A 15,629-nucleotide genomic window follows, 5' to 3' on the forward strand; every position below is an offset into this window, starting at 1 on the left:
AATCGAACCAGAAGGAGTCAGAGACCATGTCCAACCACGTCTACAAAACCCTGGAACTCACCGGCTCGTCTCCAACCGGCATCGAAGATGCGGTGAAAAGCGCCATCGCCAAGGCGCACGAGACGGTGCGCAACATCCAGTGGTTCAACGTCACCGAGACGCGCGGGCATGTGGTCGACGGCAAGGTCGCGCACTGGCAGGTGACCTTGAAGATCGGGTTCACGCTGGAGTGAGCCCTTCGGCCCGGCGCGATCGCTGCAACTAGCGCAGGTAGCCCAGGTCGCGCACGTCCGAGCGCACCGCCGAGCGGTCCACCCCCTGCATCGGCAGGCTCACCAGCAGCTCCAGCCGGCGGCGCAGCGAGAACAGCGTCTGCACCGCGTCGTGCGCGACCCTCTCGGGATCGCGGCCATCGAGCAGGTCGGGGTAGGCCCACAGGGCCGCGTCGGGCTGGCCGGGCCACAGGGGCTGGCGCGGGCCCGTCGTTTCATCGAGCGTGATGACGAAGTCCGCAGGATGCGCACTCGCACGCGCCAGCTCGTCCCAGCCGCGCGGCAGCCTGTTGGGCAAGGGGATGCCCGCGCTCTTCAACGCGGCGACTGCGGCAGGATGGAATTCGCGGGCGACCTGCCCAGGCTGCCCGCAGGAAGAGGCCGAGAACCGCTTCGGGTCCAGGTGTGCGAGGCACGCTTCGGCCAGGATGCTGCGCAATGAGTTCCGTCGCGAGACGAAGATCACTCCGATACGTTTTTGCATGGAAACCCGAATATAGCCAAGCCCTCTGAACCCGTCCTGACCTCGGCTCTCGGGTGCGGCCACGATGCACAGCAGCTTCCGAACGGTGCAGACTCGGGGGCATGGACAAGCATTTCCTGACACCGCTTTTCGCGCCCGCCTCCATCGTCGCCTTCGTCGGCAACGCGGATGGCCCGGGTGGGCAGACGCCGGCCGGCCGCACGCTTCGCGAGGCGTTCCGCGCGCAACGCTTCGACGGCACGCTGCGCTTCCTGGACGTGCGCACCAAGGGCACGCTCGAAGAGCTCGCGCAGACCCACGCCGACCTCGCGCTGATCGCGCTGGCGCCGGGCGACGTGGCGGCTGCGCTGGAGATCGCGGGGCGCATCGGCTGCAAGGCGGCCGTCGTTCTTTCGAGCGGCATCGGCGCCGAGCAGGCGGCGCAGTGGCGCAAGATTGCGCGCCGCGAGGGCGTGCACCTGCTGGGCCCCAACTCGCTGGGCTTCCAGCGCCCGCTGCTGCATCTCAATGCCAGCGTCGCCGGCCCGCTGGCGGGCAGCGGACCCCTCGCACTGGTGGCGCAGTCGGGCGCGCTCACGGCCTCGATGCTCGACTGGGCGCGGCAGAACGGCGTGGGCTTTTCCAGCGTGGTCTCGCTGGGCCCGCACACCTCGGTCGACATTCCGCAGGTGCTCGACTTCCTGGCCAACGACCAGGCCACGCACAGCATCATCATCTACCTCGAAGGCATTGCCGATGCACGCCGCTTCATGAGCGCGCTGCGCTCGGCCTCGCACGCCAAGCCGGTGGTGGTGCTCAAGGCCGGGCGCAAGCCAGCCGGCAACGAGGCCGCGCAGACGCACAGCGCCGCCATCGTGGGCAGCGACGACGTGTTCGACGCCGCGCTGCGCCGGGCCGGCGCAGTGCGCGTGCGCTCCTTCGTCGAACTCTTCTCCGCCGCCAAGTGCCTTGCCTCGCGCTACAGGCCCGTCGGCAAGCGCCTCGCGGTGGTCACCAACGGCGGCGGCCCCGGCGTGCTGGCGGCCGACTGGATCAACGAGATCGGTCTCGACCTCGGCAAGCTCTCCGCCCCCGCGCAGAAGGTGCTGCTGCCCGCCCTGCCCCCGCTCGCATCGCTGGCCGACCTGATCGACCTGTCGGAAGAGGCGCAGCCCGCCCACTACCGCGCCGCCATCGACGCGGCCTCGGCCGACAGCCAGGTCGACGGCGTGCTCGCCATCTTCTCGCCCAAGCCTGGCATCGACGCGGGAGCCACCGCGAAGGCGCTGGCCGACATTCCGCGGCCGATGAACAAGCCGCTGCTGGCCTGCTGGATGGGCGACTCGTCGGTGGGCAAGGCGCGCTCGGTGCTGGCCGACGCGACCATCCCGAGCTTCCGCACGCCAGAGGCGGCCGTGGGCGCCTTCGGCAACATCGCGGCCTTCTACCAGAACCAGCAGCTGCTGCAGCAGACGCCGCCGCCGCTGTCGGCGCTGGCCAAGCCCGACATCGAAGGCGCGCGCCTCCTCATCGAGAGCGTGCTGGCCGAACGGCGCAACGTGCTGACGGAGATGGAATCGAAGTCGCTGCTGTCGTCCTTCCACATCCCGATCACGCGCACGCTGCTCGCGCGCAGCCCCAGCGAGGCGATGATGATCGCGACGCAGCTGGGCTTTCCGGTGGCGCTGAAGATCGATTCGCCCGACATCCCTCACAAGTCCGACGTGGAAGGCGTGGCGCTCAACGTGCTCAACGGCACCGCCGCGCGCGACACCTACGTCGAGATGATGGAGCGCGTCGCCCGCCTCGCGCCCGAGGCGCGCATCAACGGCGTGACGGTGCAGAAGATGGCGCGCGCCCGGCGCGGCCGCGAGATCTACGTGGGCATGGTCACCGACGAGCCATTCGGCCCGGTCATCGTGTTCGGTGCGGGCGGCACCATGATCGAGCTGCTGAACGACCGCGCGATGGAGCTGCCGCCGCTCAACCAGTTTCTCGCGCGCCGGCTCATCGAACGCTCGCGCGTGGCCGAGACGCTGGGCGAATGGCGCGGCGCCCATGCCGTGGACATGGAGGCGCTCGAAGACCTGCTGCTGCGCGTGTCGGAAATGGTGTGCGAGCTGCCCGAGCTGCGCGAGATGGACATCAACCCGATCATCGTGGACGAGAACGGCGCCATCTCGGTCGATGCGCGCATCGTGGTCGGCAGCAGCTCGCAGGCGGTGGCGGCCCACGTGGGCAACGCGGTCAACGGCTACCAGCACCTGGCGATCATGCCGTACCCCGCGCGCTACCGGCGCGAATGGCCGCTGGCCGGCACGGGCGGCGGCACCTACATCGTGCGGCCGGTCCACCCCAACGACGCGCAGATGCTGCAGGCGCTGGTGCAGGGGCTGTCGCCCGAGAGCCGCTGGTTCCGTTTCGTCTCGCGATTCCACGAGCTGCCGCCGTCGATGCTCTCGCGCTTCACGCTGATCGACTACGACCGCGAGATGGCGCTGGTGGCGGTGGTGATGGAGCGCAGCGTGTCCCCCGACGGCACCGTGCTCGAGAGCGAGCGCATCGTGGGCGTCTCGCGCTACGTCACCAACCCCGACCAGACCAGCTGCGAGTTCTCCCTCGTGGTGGCCGACGAGTTCAGCGGCCGGGGCATCGGCTCGCGGCTGATGGAAAGCATCATCGACGTGGCCCGCGACAAGGGCCTCGCCGAGATGGACGGGCTGGTGCTTGCCAACAACCCCGACATGCTGAAGCTGGTGCGCCGGCTCGGGTTCACGGTGAAGTCGTTCCCGGAGGACCCGGACTTCAAGCTCGTGACCTACATGCTCTGAGGCGCCCTCAGGCCTTCGGCATCCCGTCGCTGCCGCTGCCGCAAAGCACCACGGCGATCTTCTCGTCGTCGCGCCGCTCGAAGCAGCGGTGGCTGACGGCCGCCAGCGCGGTGGCCGCGCCGAGCTCGATGGCCAGGCCGGCGTGCTGCCAGGCCGAACGCGCCGAGTCCTCGATGACTTCCTCGTCGACCAGCACGATCTCGTCGACGTACTTCTCGATCAATTCGAAGTTCAGCGGCTCGGTCGAACGCGCGGCCAGGATGGGCACGCGCGTCTTCACGTTCTCCAGCTTCACGATGCGGCCTTCCTTGCGGCAGGTGTAGAGCGTCGGACAGCCCACCGCCTCGACCCCGATCACGCGGATCGAAGGCTTGAGCAGCTTGGCCGCCTGCGCGATGCCGGCGAGCAGCCCGCCGCCGCCGATGGAAACGACCAGCGTCTCGACCTCGGGCCACTCGTCGATGATCTCCAGCGCAGTCGTGCCCTGCCCGATCACCACGTCGCGGTCGGCATACGGATGCAGCAGCGCGCCGCCATGCTCGGCCACGTTGGCGCCGGCGGCGTCCCAGCTCTGGTCCCAGAAGTCGCCATGCACCGTGAGCTTCGCGCCGTGGCTCTCGATGCGGGCGCGGGTGATCGGCGTGCTGGTGTTCATCACGAACACGTTGGCCGGCAGACCCAGCGTCTTGCCGACATAGGCCACGGCCGCGCCGAAGTTGCCGCCCGACGCGGTGGCCAGCCCCTGGCGGCGCACCTCCTCGGGAAGGTTCAGCACGCGGTTGAATGCGCCGCGCGCCTTGAAGGAGCCTGTCACCTGCTGGCACTCGGCCTTGAAGCGCACCTGCGCCGCGCCACCTGGCACCCAGGGATGGGCCTCGACCAGCGGCGTGCGGCGGATGTAGGGCTTCACGCGCTCGTGCGCCGCGCGGTAGTCGGCCAGGTCGATCGGTTGCATCGCGTCTTTGTCGGTCATGCCTCGTCCTCGACCAGCACGCACAGGTTGTTGCCCTGCTTCACCGCGCCGAAGGTGCGCTGCGAATACACCGTGCCGCCCTTGGCGAAGCGCACTTCGCGGGGCTCCTGCGCGGGCTCGTGCAGCAGGTGCAGGTAGCCGGCGAGCTCGCCGGCCTCCACCGTGTCGCCCAGTTCGTGCAGCGGCTCGAAGTAGCCGTCGCCCGGCGACAGCAGGTTGCCGCCGTTGGGCACGATGCGCACGCGGCGGCTCGGCGGCGGCGCCTCGGGCAGCGCGCCCGGCACCACGCCCAGCCGCGCCAGCACGCGCGCCAGGCATTCGCGGGTGCGCTTGACGCCCTTGGGCGAGACGCTGCCGTTCTCGCCCATCTCCGCCGCGATGGCGGCCAGGCCCAGGTGCGCGGCCGCGCCGCAGCTGGTGCGCGGGTCGCCCATGTTGTCGGTGATGACGGTGAACCTGGCGCCGAACCAGCGCGCCATGTCTTCCGCGCGCTCGCGCACTTCGGGTGCCAGCGTCGGCGTGACGACGACCTGCGCGCTCTCCTCGATGAAGAGCGAACTGCCGCCCGCGTGCAGGTCGACGTAGGCATCGCACTTGGGAAACAGCACGTCGTGGATGAAGGCTGCGATCTGCTCCGTCGGCGTGCCGTAGGGGTTGCCGGGGAATACACGTGCGAGGTTCTTGCCGTCCAGCGGGCTCACGCGCGAGGCCCCGCGCATCGCAGGGGCGTTGGCGGAAGGCATCAGGATCAGGCAGCCCTTCACCTGCGAGGCGTCGAGCCTGCGGATCAACTCGTTGATGACGATCGGTCCTTCGTATTCGTCGCCGTGGATGGCGCCGGTGACCAGCACCGTCGGGCCGTCGCCGTTGCCGATGACTGCCAGAGGCAGCGCCACCGCGCCCCAGGCATCGTCATGTCCCGAATACGGAAGCCACGCGTGGCCGACCTGCTTGCCGGGCCTGGCCCAGTCGATGTCCGTGAAAACGGTGGAGGGACGCGGCTGGCTCACTTCACTTCTTTCTGCTCGTCCTTGAACCACTTCAGGCGCAGCGCCGCGAGGCTGCCGTCGGCGGTCTTGGCGTCGATGATCCTGTTCATCTCGGCCAGCAGCGCGGTCTCGCCGGGCTGCACGGCCATGTAGGCGGGGCTGATGCGGATCAGCGACTTCATCTCGATGCCCTTGGCAGGGTTCTCGTCGGCCACCTTCTGCGCGATGAAGTTGTTCTCGGCGAAAAGCGGCGCCTGGCCCGACAGGAAGGCCGAGATGGTGGAAGCCGTGTCTTCCAGGCGGATCAGCTTGGCGCCCGGCGCCAGCTCGCTCAGCGACAGGTCGGGCGTGGAGCCCTTGGGCACTGCCACGGTCTGGCCCGCGAGGTCGGCCACCTTGGCGAACTTGGGCGTGCCCTTGCCGCCGTACACGCCGAGGTACACGGCCGCGTAGGGCTTGGAGAAGGCGACCTGCTTGGCACGCTCGGGCGAACTGCCCAGCGCGGCGATCACCACGTCGACCTTGTTCGACAGCAGGTACGGAATGCGGTTGGCGCCGGTCACCTGCTGCAGCTCGAGCTTCACGCCCATGGCCTTGGCCACGTTCTCGGCCAGTTCCACGTCGAGGCCGGTGGGCTTGCCTGCCGAGTCGGTGAAGCCCCAAGGCGCGGCGTCGATGGTTGTGGCGATGCGGATCGCGCCCTTGGCCTTGATGTCGGCGAGCTTGTCGGCATGCGCGAGCAAGGGAGCGGCGCAGACCAGCGCGGCGGCGAACAGGGTTTTCAGTTTGAACATGGAAGCTCCTTGGAAGACAGGAAAGACAAGAACGACGAAAACGAAGGCGTGGGAATCAGACGACGGACTGCACGAACTGCTGGAACTCGGGGGTCTGCGGGCTGCCGAACATCCGCTCGGGCGTACCGCGCTCCCAGATGCGGCCCTGGTTCATGAAGAGCACCTCGGAGGCCACGCGGCGCGCGAAGGCCATCTCGTGCGTGACGACCATCATGGTCATGCCGTCGCGCGCCAGGTCCTCCATCACGCGCAGCACTTCGCCGACCAGTTCGGGGTCGAGCGCGGAGGTGGCCTCGTCGAACAGCATGAGCTGCGGCGACATCGCCAGCGCCCGCGCGATGGCCACGCGCTGCTGCTGGCCGCCCGAGAGCTGCGACGGCATGGCGTCGAGCTTGTGGCCCAGCCCCACGCGCTCCAGCATGCGCTGGGCCAGGTCGCGGGCCTCGTCCTTGGCGATCTTCTTCGTGAGCACCGGCGCCAGCGTCACATTGGCCGCGGCCGACAGGTGCGGGAACAGGTTGAAGCTCTGGAACACCATGCCCACGCGGCGGCGCAGCAGGGCCAGGTCGGTGTCGGGCGACTGCACGTCGACGCCGTCGACCACGATACGGCCGGCGCTGATCGTCTCCAGGCCGTTCACGCAGCGCAGCAGCGTGCTCTTGCCAGAGCCGCTGCGCCCGACGAGCGCCACGATGTCGCCCCTGGCGACCTCGGTGGCCACGCCGCGCAGCACATGGTTGTCGCCGAAGTGCTTTTCGACCGAATCAATGAGCACGAGCGGCATTCATGCGTCCTTCAAGAGAGAGTGCCAGGCGAGCCAGCGGATAGCAGATGGCGAAGTAGCACAGGGCCACGCCGCAGAAGACTGGCAGGTGTGCCAGCGTCGACCCCGCCACGATCTGGCCCGAACGCGTGAGTTCGACCAAGCCGACGAGCGCCGCGAGCGAGGTGTTCTTGATGAGCTGCACCAGGTAGCTCACCGTCGGTCCGAGCGCCACGCGGAAGGCCTGCGGCCACACCACGTGCCGCATGACGTGCCAGCGGCGCAGACCCACGCAGGAGGCGGCCTCCCATTGCCCCTTGGGCACGGACTCGATCGCGCCGCGCCAGATCTCGCCGAGAAAGGCGCCGGCCGAAAGCGAGAACGCTGCGGCGGCGGCCGTGAAGGCCTTGATCTCGATGCCCAGCAGCATCGGCACGCCGAAGTACAGGAGAAATAGCACCCCGAGCAGCGGCGTACCCTGCACAAGCTCGACGTAGACGCGCGCCAGCACGCGCAGCCAGGTCAGCCGCGAAGTGCGCGCCACCGCCACGCCGAGGCCGATGACGGCGCCGATGGCGAAGGAGGTCAGGGCAAGCGCGGCGGTCCAGCGGATAGCGCCGAGGATCAGCCAGAGATCGGCAATGGAAAGTCCGCGCATCTCAGCGGCCCTCCCTGCCGAACAGCCGGCGCTGCACGAAGCCCAGCAGCACGCGCAGCGCCTGAACCGTGACGAAGTACATCGCGCAGATCACCACGTACACCTCGAAGCTGCGGAAAGTGCGCGAGTCGATGAAGCTGCCTGCGTGGAAGATGTCCTCCACGCCGATCTGCGAGATGAGGCTGGTGCCGATCAGCGTGAGCACCATCTGGCTGGCCAGCGAGGGAAACACGTTGCGCAGCGCAGGCACGAACAGCACGTGCACCAGCACCTGGCGCGGCCGCAGCCCGAGCGCGGCACCGGCTTCGGAGAGGCCGCGGGGTACCGACATCAGCCCCGATCGGAACACCTCGACCATGTAAGCGCCGCAGTACAGCGCCAGAGAGATCACGCCGGCCACGGGCGCCTCCAGCCGGATGCCCAGGTTGGGCAGGCCGAAGTAGATGAGAAAGAGCTGCACCAGCGCCGGCGTGTTGCGGAAGAACTCCACGTACACACGCGTCACGCCGCGCAGCGGCTTGCTGCCGTAGATCAGCGCCAGCGAGCCCGCCACGCCGATCGCCATGCCCAGCACGATGCTCGACGCGGCATAGCCCAGCGTGTGCAGCAGGCCTTCGGCCAGTTGCCCTGCATAGGGCGCGAGCGCCTCGAACTGGAACTGGTAGGCCATCGTCAGTCCACTTCGAGGATGGCTTCGACCTCGACGGTCTGGTGCCCCGGCAGCGAGCCCGCGCCGATGGCGGAACGCGCGCCCCGCCCCACCTCGTCGCCGAACACCTCGACGAACAGGTCGGAGCAGCCGTTGATGACCTTCGGGTGGAAGGCGAAGCCCGGCGCCGCATTCACGAAGGCCAGCAGCTTCACCACACTGCGCACGCGCCCGAGTTCGCCGAGCGCGGCCTTGGCGACAGCCAGCAGGTTCAGGCCGGTCAGCCGGGCATGCGCGTAGGCAGCCTCGACGCTCACCTCCTCGCCGACACGGCCCACGTGCAGGCGGCCGTCTGCTTCGAGCGGCCCTTGGCCCGAGAGATACAGCATCTGGCCGCTGCGGCGCCATGCGACGAAGTTGGCGACGGGCGCCGGTGGCGGCGGAAGCTTCAGTCCGAGGGCGGAAAGGCGCTCCTCGGGGCTGCGCGCGCTGCCGTGGCTCGCGGCCGCCGGCGCCGTGTTGGAATCCAGGGTCATTGGGAACACATCACCGTTGCGGCGCGAGGGGCGGCGCAAACGGTCAACCTTTCGACGAAAATCAACGGATTCGGAAGGATTGGTCAACCAATCCAGAGCCATGCAGCGCAGTCTTATGTGACTGCGTAATGAATTCATTCTAAGAACATTAATTGCGATTGGTCAACCATTTTGGCGAACTCTTCAACCATGAATGCAAAGCCCGTGCCGCAGCCGCTCCAGCCGCTGATCGAGGTCACGGATCTTTCGGGCCGCATCGCCGCGCAGGACAAGGCGACCGCCTCGAAGGTCTACCGCGCCATACTCCAGTCGATCCGCGACGGCGCGCTCAAGCCGGGCGACAAGCTGCCCAACGAGCGTGACCTGTCGGAGCAGTTCAAGACCTCGCGCAGCACCGTGCGCCATGCGCTGGCCATGATGAGCGCGCAGGGCCTGCTGGAGCGCAAGGTCGGCAGCGGCACCTTCCTGGCCGAGGGGCTGATGCAGCTGCTGAGCGAGTCCGACCTGCCCGTGGCCGCGCACCACCGCGACGTGCCGACCTACACCGAGATCCTCGAAGGCCGGCTGCTGTTCGAGCCGGCCATGATGGCGCTGTCCGCCCAGCGCGCCGACGCCGAAGACTTCGCGCTGATGCGCCATCACCTCGCCGTGGTGCGCGACGCCGACCAGTGGCTGCAGTTCAAGGAGGGCATCTACGGCGTGCACCAGGCGATCTTCCGCGCCACGCGCAACCGCTTCCTGATGCAGGTGTTCGACGCCGTGGTGGCCGACCGCCGCGCGGTGCAGTACGACGGCCGCTCGAATCTCAACGGCCCCGTGGGCGCCGTGGTGCGCGAGCAGACGCTGCGCGAGCTCACCGCCATCGTCGATGCGCTGGAGGCACGCGACGCCAAGGCCGCGACGAGCCTCGCGGATGCGTACTTCACGCGCATCCTGGCCTCTCTGAGCGTCTACGGCTAGAAGCGCGACGCCTGCAATGATCCGCACGATCCTGCACTTCCTGGGCCGCTTCGCGCTGACGCTTGCGGTGCTGCTGAGTTCTTCGTGGGCCAGCCTCGCGCTCTGGTACCACTTCCCCGGCCCGGCCGCCATGAAGATCGGCGCGGGCGTGCTGTGGGTCGCCTTCGGCCTCGCGGCGATCGTGCTGACGTGGCGCAGTCGGGCCGCGCGCGCCCTGCTCTCCTACGCGGTCGGATTCGCGCTGCTGCTGGGCTGGTGGAGCACCATCCTGCCCTCGCAGAACCGCGTGTGGGCCGACGACGTCTCGCGGCAGCTGCACTCGCGCGTCGACGGCAGCATCGTCACGCTGGACAACGCGCGCAACTTCGAGTGGCGCAGCGACACCGACTACACCCAGCGCTGGGAGACGAGGCAGTACGACCTCGACCGCCTGCGCACGGTCGACGTGTCTCTCTCGTACTGGACCGGGCCTGCCATCGCGCACACGCTGGTGTCCTTCGGCTTCGACGACGGCCGGTTCCTCACCTTCTCCATCGAGATCCGCAACGAGCGCGGCGAGAGCTTCTCGTCGGTGGGCGGCTTCTTCAAGCAGTTCGAGACGAGCCTGATCGCGGCCGACGAGCACGACATCCTGCGCGTGCGCACCAACGTGCGCGGCGAGGACGTCTACATGTACCGCGTGAGTCTGCCGCAGCCCGAGATCCGCTCGCTCTTCCTCGCCTACCTCGGCGAAGGCGCGGCGCTGGTGCGCGAGCCCAGCTTCTACAACACGCTCACCGCCAACTGCACCACCATCGTGTATGCGCTGGCCAAGCGCATCGTGCCGGGCCTGCCGATGGACTGGCGGCTGCTCGCTTCGGGCTACCTGCCCGACTATCTCTTCGACGTGGGCGGCCTTGCGCCCGGCTACAGCATGGAAGCGCTGCGCGCGGCTGGCCGCATCACCGAGCGGGCGATCGCGACGGACAAGACGCCGGGCGTCGATTTCTCACGGGCGATCCGGCAGGGCCTGCCGGGCGTCGCGGCTGCTGGCACCGGAGCGGCGCAATGAAACGCGCGCTGCGCTTCTTCGCTTCGCTGCCCGTGCTCGCCTGCGCGGCCGCACTGCTGGCAGGCTGCGCGGGCGTGACCGTCGGTTCGATCTCGCCGGCCGAATACCTCGCACAGCGCCGCGGCGACGTGCTCACCACCGGCCGCCTGAGCACCTCCGCGCAGGAAGTGCTGCGCGTGATCGGCTCCGACGCCGACCTGTGCCGCAAGGACGGCCAGGCCTGCCGCAACGCGCTGGCGGACTCGCCGGGCCTGAGCGACGAGCAGCGTCTCTCGGCGCTCTCCGAAGTCTGGCTGCAGGTGGCGCTCGCGTCCGAGAAGCACGGCGGCGCGACCGATGCCGCCGCCATCGAGGCCTGGTTCGAGACCGCGCGCCACGCCTACGCCTACCTGTTCTTCACAGCCCGCAAGCCGCGCGACCGCGCCTTCGAGGACCGGCAGACCCAGGTGCGCGACTATTACAACTACGCGGTGCAGCAGGCCATCACCGGCCTGTACGACGGAGTCCGCCGCAACGGTTCGCGCGCGGTGGCGCAGCCTGCGATGCCGATGGTGGGCGACTGGCGCATCGAGACCGACGTATCGAACCTGCGCCTTCCTTCCGACACGCCCCTGCCCGACGAACTGATTCCCGCCGCCTCGCTGACCTTCTCCGGCCTGCGCAACACCTACCGGCGCGACGGCTTCGGCGCGGAACTGGTGGCAGCGAGCGACAGGCGCACCGACGACGAGCCGCCGGCGCCGCGAGCCGACCTTGCAGACAGGCAGCAGCCTCGCCCGCCCTATCGCGAGATGCCCTTCCCGGCGGTCACCGCGCTGCTGCTGTTCGACGGTGCCAACCTCGGCGATGTGCTTCGCACCCGCACCCTGCGCATCGCGGCCTACGATCCGTACCGCACCGCCAACGTGCAGCTCGCCGGCCAGGAAGTACCGCTGGCCGCCAACTTCACTTCGGGCTACGGCCTGTGGCTCGCGCGCTCCGACTTCGCGCTGCAGGCGCTGCGCAGCCTCTTCGGCGGCCGCGAAGGCCTCACGCAGCCGCGCATCTACCTGATGCAGCCCTACGATCCGAACCGCCGCACTGTCATCATGCTGCACGGCCTGGCGAGCAGCCCCGAGGCGTGGATCAACGTGGCCAACGAGGTGCTGGGCGACGAGACGCTGCGCCGCCGCTACCAGATCTGGCAGGTCTACTACCCGACCAACGCACCGCTGCCGCTCAACAACTTCGCGATCCGCGAAGCCGTGACGCAGACGCTCGCGCACTTCGACCCCTCGGGCAAGGCACCGGCCTCGAACGACATCACGCTGATCGGCCACAGCATGGGCGGGGTGCTGTCTCGGCTGATGGTCTCGTCCTCGGAAGACAAGCTCTGGGACGCCCTGCTCGCCAGCTACCCGATGCAGGGCGCGCAGCAGCGGCGCATGGAAGAGAAGCTCGCGCCCTACCTGCGCTTCGAGCCGCTGCCGCAGGTGAGCGACGCCATCTTCATCGCCTCGCCGCACCGCGGCACCGATTTCGCCAACAACCGCATCTCGCGCTGGGTGGCCAACCTCATCACGCTGCCCGTGGCGATGCTCGGGCAGCTGGGCGACATCTCGCGCGAGCTGATCCGCATCGCGCCCGCGCGGCAGGACCAGGGCACGCTGCGCATCCCCAACAGCATCGACAACCTCAGCGACCGCGATCCGTTCGTGCGGCTGTCGTCGGGCCTGCCGATGAATCCGCGCGTGCGCTTCCATTCGATCATCGGCAACGACACGCCCGGCGTGGCACAGGCGCTGTCGAGCGACGGCATCGTGCCCTATGCCAGCGCGCACCTCGACGGCGCGGCCTCCGAACTGGTGATCCCGTCGGCGCACAGCGTGCAGGAGAACCCGCTGGCGATCCTGGAGATCCGCCGCATCCTCAGGGAGCAGTTGCGTCCCGAGGCTGCGCGCTGAGCGGCGTCGCTCCTACTTGCTCCCCGAGCGCTGCTGCGCCCGCACCCGCTCCAGGAATTCGTCGAAGAGCGCCTTCTTGCCCGGAAAGCGCTCCCTGCCCTCCTTGAAGGTCGACTCCGCGGCGGCGAGCTGGCCGAGCCGCATGAGGCATTCGCCCTTCGAGAAGAACGCGGCCTCGCCGTCGGGATTCACCTGCAGCGACTGCTCGAAGTCCTCGAGCGCGCCCTGGAAGTCGCCGAGTTCCATGCGCGTGAAGGCGCGGTTGTCGATGGCCTCGAAGAAGAGCGGAAAGAGCTCCACGGCCGCGTCGTACTCGGCGATGCCTTCCTGCTTGCGGCCCTGCTCGCAGAGCTCGTTGCCGCGCAGATAGTGCGCATTGGCCTCGCGCACGATCTCGTGGCCGTCCTGGCCCATCAGCTCCAGATACCTCGGGAAGTCGGTGAGCCTCAGGTATTCGGCGAAGCCGATCAGGTCATCCTCGGCGGGCTGCCTGTTGCCGATGAGTTCGCTGCCCCGGCTCACGCCGTCGGCATCGATGGGCGAATGCCATATCAGTACCTCGGCGTGCTTCAGCGATTCGACGGTGGGTTTCTGGTCCAGCGGCTGATAGCTCAGGCAGTGCGCCACCGATGTTCCATCGGGCCACGGATCGACTTCGAGAACCCAGACGGCGCGCCAGGCCTCGTCGCTGCGGTAGGCGAGCACGTCGCCCTTCTTCAATGCCGGCGTCTTTGCGCCGCCGGTCGCAGGCGTTTCGGGTGGCGGCGTCGAGCCGGTGAAGCGTGCGGCAAGCCGCTTGAGGAATCTGGGCAGCATGGTGTCGGGTATCCATTTGGAGATTGGACGTGCGAGACGATGGCGGGCAGCAGCGTGCCACTTTAGCCGCTCCCGCCAGTCGGTCGTGCGCATTGACCTTCGCGCTCGACGTGGCCTAACATCGCCGCCGCGGTGCAAGCCGCGCCCGGGCCCGCGGGAAGGGTTGAACCCACTTGCCTCTATATGCCGATCCATTCGCCTTTTGTGCAGCCGGATTTGCGGGCCGACGGCGTCTGATGCACGGAGGTACACATGAAGCGCATGCCCGCCCGGCCCGACCTGGGCCATCTGAAGAAGCAAGCCAAGGAACTGCTTGCGCTCTACCGAAGCAACGATCCCGCCGCCACCGCGCGCTTTCGCGAAGCCCTTCCCGCTGCTGCCAGCAAGAGCGATTCGGCGATTGCCGCGCTCGGCCTTCGCCTGCACGACGCGCAGTCGTGCATCGCGCGCGAATACGGATTCCCGTCCTGGGCCGACCTGCAGGGCTTCGTCCTCGCACGCCGCGCGCATGCGGACGATCCGGCGAAGGCCGTGCTGCAATGGCTGCGCCTCGTCTACGCCGGCGACATCGCCGGGGGCACGAACCGCGCGCGGCCAGCGCTGGCCCTGCGCCTGCTCGAAGAGAGCCCGGGCCTGCCGGGCGATGACCCGATCCTCGCCTGCGCGGTCGGCAACGAAGCCTTGATCCGCCAGGCCATCGAGCGCGACCCCGGCTGGGTGAACCGCGCAGGCGGCCCGCTCGCGCTGCCGCCGCTCGTGGCACTCACACATTCGGGCCTGCTGCAGTTGCCGGACCACAAGGAGCGCCTGCGCCACTGCGCCAAGCTGCTGCTCGACGCAGGCGCGGACCCGAATCAATCGGTTGGCAACCGCTGGCCGCCCGCGTCGCTCGCCCAGCCCGACGAAACCGAGCGGCTGTCCGCGCTCTACGGCGCCGCCGGCCAGAACCGCGATGCCGCGCTCACCCGGCTGCTGCTGGATGCGGGCGCCGATCCCGACGACGGCGAATCGCTCTACCACTCGCTCGAAACCCCGGCCTGCACGCGCCTGCTGCTCGAGGCCGGAGCCCGCATCGCGGGAACGAACGCGCTCTATCGCGTGCTCGACCTCGACGACGTCGACACGCTGCGCCTGCTGCTCGCGCATGGCGGCGATGCCAACGAACCGCCCATTGGCCCGCCCACCAGCGACTGGGGCTCCCTGCTGCTGTGGGCCATACGCCGGCGCCGCTCGCCCGCGCACATCGAGGCACTGCTCGCGGCAGGAGCCGATCCCAAGGCGACCACGCGCGACGGAACGAGCGCCTACGTCGCCGCGCTGCGCTTCGGCCTCCCCGAAGTCGCCAGCCTCCTGGAGCAAGCGGGAGGCGGCGTCGCACTGCCGGTGGACGAGGCCTTCATCGCCGCCTGCGCAAAAGGCGACGAGGCCGCGGCCCGCGCCGTCCAGGCTGCACACCCGGACATCGTCGGTTCGCTCTCGCAAGCACAGCTGCGGCTGCTGCCCGAACTCGCCGCACAAGGCTGCGCCGATGCGGTGAAGCTGATGGTCAGGCTCGGCTGGCCCATCGCCACGCGCGGCGGCGACTGGGACGCCTCGGCGCTGAACAAGGCCGTATTCCGCGGCGACGCCGGTCTCGTGCGCTTCCTGCTGGAACACGGCGCCAGCTGGCAGGAGCGGCACGGCTTCGACGACAACGCCTGCGGCGGCCTTTCCTGGGCCTCGTGCAACGAGCCGGAGGGCGAAGGCGACTGGCTCGGCTGCGCCGAAGCGCTGGTGGCCCACGGCATGCCCACCGCGCAGCCCGATCCGGAGAGCCCGGACGGCGTGCTCATCGGCGGGCAGCGCTATGTGTTCTCGGACGAGGTCACCGATTTCCTGCTCGGCGCATCCGCCCTGCGAGGCTGACGAAAAAAAAGCGGGCCCGAGGGCCC

Annotated in this window: 15 protein-coding genes; 6 read left to right on the forward strand and 9 right to left on the reverse strand. The window is 68.9% G+C overall.

Annotated elements, in window-relative coordinates; translation table 11 throughout:
• Positions 1–26 precede the first annotated feature (26 nt).
• Positions 27–233 (forward strand): dodecin, encoded by a 207-nt coding sequence (locus tag ACTJLF_RS01270; protein ID WP_019652715.1) that lies wholly within the window; start codon positions 27–29, stop codon positions 231–233.
• 28 nt (positions 234–261) lie between these two features.
• Here ACTJLF_RS01270 and ACTJLF_RS01275 read toward each other — a convergent pair whose 3' ends face one another.
• On the reverse strand, positions 262–756 hold the full coding sequence (locus ACTJLF_RS01275; protein WP_132750981.1) for an arsenate reductase/protein-tyrosine-phosphatase family protein: 495 nt from the start codon (positions 754–756) through the stop codon (positions 262–264).
• A gap of 101 nt (positions 757–857) precedes the next feature.
• On the opposite strand from ACTJLF_RS01275, the gene ACTJLF_RS01280 reads away from it, so the two are divergent.
• Positions 858–3,566, forward strand: a complete 2,709-nt coding sequence (locus tag ACTJLF_RS01280; RefSeq protein ID WP_132750980.1) for a bifunctional acetate--CoA ligase family protein/GNAT family N-acetyltransferase — start codon at positions 858–860, stop codon at positions 3,564–3,566.
• A 7-nt stretch (positions 3,567–3,573) separates the two neighbouring features.
• Here the strand turns inward: ACTJLF_RS01280 and ACTJLF_RS01285 are convergent, their stop codons facing one another.
• Genes ACTJLF_RS01285 through ACTJLF_RS01315 form a run of 7 tightly spaced genes read right to left on the reverse strand, consistent with a single transcriptional unit; the run spans position 3,574 to position 8,928 of the window.
• Positions 3,574–4,539: a threonine ammonia-lyase gene (locus ACTJLF_RS01285; protein ID WP_440882343.1), complete on the reverse strand. Its 966-nt coding sequence runs from the start codon at positions 4,537–4,539 to the stop codon at positions 3,574–3,576.
• Entirely contained in the window at positions 4,536–5,549 is a 1,014-nt protein-coding gene (locus ACTJLF_RS01290) for a succinylglutamate desuccinylase/aspartoacylase family protein (protein ID WP_440882344.1), read from the reverse strand. The genes ACTJLF_RS01285 and ACTJLF_RS01290 overlap by 4 nt, the downstream gene beginning before the upstream one ends.
• Complete coding sequence (locus ACTJLF_RS01295) at positions 5,546–6,322, reverse strand: transporter substrate-binding domain-containing protein (protein ID WP_019652720.1); 777 nt, start codon at positions 6,320–6,322, stop codon at positions 5,546–5,548. Before ACTJLF_RS01295 ends, ACTJLF_RS01290 begins: the two co-directional genes overlap by 4 nt.
• 55 nt (positions 6,323–6,377) lie before the next feature.
• Positions 6,378–7,106: an amino acid ABC transporter ATP-binding protein gene (locus ACTJLF_RS01300; protein ID WP_440882345.1), complete on the reverse strand. Its 729-nt coding sequence runs from the start codon at positions 7,104–7,106 to the stop codon at positions 6,378–6,380.
• A complete protein-coding gene (locus ACTJLF_RS01305) occupies positions 7,087–7,743 on the reverse strand; it encodes an amino acid ABC transporter permease (protein WP_019652722.1) in 657 nt (218 codons plus the stop codon). The genes ACTJLF_RS01300 and ACTJLF_RS01305 overlap by 20 nt, the downstream gene beginning before the upstream one ends.
• Before the next feature lies 1 nt (position 7,744).
• A complete protein-coding gene (locus tag ACTJLF_RS01310; protein ID WP_019652723.1) occupies positions 7,745–8,413 on the reverse strand; it encodes an amino acid ABC transporter permease in 669 nt (222 codons plus the stop codon).
• Positions 8,414–8,415: 2 nt separating this feature from the next.
• Entirely contained in the window at positions 8,416–8,928 is a 513-nt protein-coding gene (locus ACTJLF_RS01315; protein WP_440882346.1) for a RidA family protein, read from the reverse strand.
• A gap of 189 nt (positions 8,929–9,117) precedes the next feature.
• Between ACTJLF_RS01315 and ACTJLF_RS01320 the strand changes: the two genes are divergently transcribed.
• The 3 genes from ACTJLF_RS01320 to ACTJLF_RS01330 are packed head-to-tail and all read left to right on the forward strand — an operon-like array spanning position 9,118 to position 12,882.
• On the forward strand, positions 9,118–9,888 hold the full coding sequence (locus ACTJLF_RS01320) for a FadR/GntR family transcriptional regulator (protein WP_019652725.1): 771 nt from the start codon (positions 9,118–9,120) through the stop codon (positions 9,886–9,888).
• A gap of 16 nt (positions 9,889–9,904) precedes the next feature.
• Positions 9,905–10,939, forward strand: a complete 1,035-nt coding sequence (locus ACTJLF_RS01325) for a lipoprotein N-acyltransferase Lnb domain-containing protein (RefSeq protein WP_440882347.1) — start codon at positions 9,905–9,907, stop codon at positions 10,937–10,939.
• The gene (locus ACTJLF_RS01330; protein ID WP_440882348.1) at positions 10,936–12,882 is read left to right on the forward strand and encodes an esterase/lipase family protein; all 1,947 of its coding nucleotides are present in this window, start codon (positions 10,936–10,938) and stop codon (positions 12,880–12,882) included. Before ACTJLF_RS01325 ends, ACTJLF_RS01330 begins: the two co-directional genes overlap by 4 nt.
• A 12-nt stretch (positions 12,883–12,894) precedes the next feature.
• Here ACTJLF_RS01330 and ACTJLF_RS01335 read toward each other — a convergent pair whose 3' ends face one another.
• A complete protein-coding gene (locus tag ACTJLF_RS01335) occupies positions 12,895–13,698 on the reverse strand; it encodes a tetratricopeptide repeat protein (RefSeq protein WP_440882349.1) in 804 nt (267 codons plus the stop codon).
• A gap of 252 nt (positions 13,699–13,950) precedes the next feature.
• On the opposite strand from ACTJLF_RS01335, the gene ACTJLF_RS01340 reads away from it, so the two are divergent.
• Positions 13,951–15,603: an ankyrin repeat domain-containing protein gene (locus tag ACTJLF_RS01340; RefSeq protein ID WP_440882350.1), complete on the forward strand. Its 1,653-nt coding sequence runs from the start codon at positions 13,951–13,953 to the stop codon at positions 15,601–15,603.
• The last annotated feature ends 26 nt before the right edge of the window (positions 15,604–15,629 follow it).

Source organism: Variovorax sp. 22077 (assembly GCF_052044195.1).
Classification (GTDB): Bacteria; Pseudomonadota; Gammaproteobacteria; order Burkholderiales; family Burkholderiaceae_C; genus Variovorax; species Variovorax atrisoli.

Bases quoted from the DNA above. Each gene is read 5' to 3' on its own strand.
- ACTJLF_RS01295 (WP_019652720.1), bottom strand. From the start codon at position 6,322: ATGTTCAAACTGAAAACCCTGTTCGCCGCCGCGCTGGTCTGCGCCGCT.
- ACTJLF_RS01270 (WP_019652715.1), top strand. From the start codon at position 27: ATGTCCAACCACGTCTACAAAACCCTGGAACTCACCGGCTCGTCTCCA.
- ACTJLF_RS01305 (WP_019652722.1), bottom strand. From the start codon at position 7,743: ATGCGCGGACTTTCCATTGCCGATCTCTGGCTGATCCTCGGCGCTATC.
- ACTJLF_RS01325 (WP_440882347.1), top strand. From the start codon at position 9,905: ATGATCCGCACGATCCTGCACTTCCTGGGCCGCTTCGCGCTGACGCTT.
- ACTJLF_RS01300 (WP_440882345.1), bottom strand. From the start codon at position 7,106: ATGCCGCTCGTGCTCATTGATTCGGTCGAAAAGCACTTCGGCGACAAC.
- ACTJLF_RS01330 (WP_440882348.1), top strand. From the start codon at position 10,936: ATGAAACGCGCGCTGCGCTTCTTCGCTTCGCTGCCCGTGCTCGCCTGC.
- ACTJLF_RS01285 (WP_440882343.1), bottom strand. From the start codon at position 4,539: ATGACCGACAAAGACGCGATGCAACCGATCGACCTGGCCGACTACCGC.
- ACTJLF_RS01315 (WP_440882346.1), bottom strand. From the start codon at position 8,928: ATGACCCTGGATTCCAACACGGCGCCGGCGGCCGCGAGCCACGGCAGC.
- ACTJLF_RS01310 (WP_019652723.1), bottom strand. From the start codon at position 8,413: ATGGCCTACCAGTTCCAGTTCGAGGCGCTCGCGCCCTATGCAGGGCAA.
- ACTJLF_RS01335 (WP_440882349.1), bottom strand. From the start codon at position 13,698: ATGCTGCCCAGATTCCTCAAGCGGCTTGCCGCACGCTTCACCGGCTCG.
- ACTJLF_RS01340 (WP_440882350.1), top strand. From the start codon at position 13,951: ATGAAGCGCATGCCCGCCCGGCCCGACCTGGGCCATCTGAAGAAGCAA.
- ACTJLF_RS01280 (WP_132750980.1), top strand. From the start codon at position 858: ATGGACAAGCATTTCCTGACACCGCTTTTCGCGCCCGCCTCCATCGTC.
- ACTJLF_RS01320 (WP_019652725.1), top strand. From the start codon at position 9,118: ATGAATGCAAAGCCCGTGCCGCAGCCGCTCCAGCCGCTGATCGAGGTC.
- ACTJLF_RS01275 (WP_132750981.1), bottom strand. From the start codon at position 756: ATGCAAAAACGTATCGGAGTGATCTTCGTCTCGCGACGGAACTCATTG.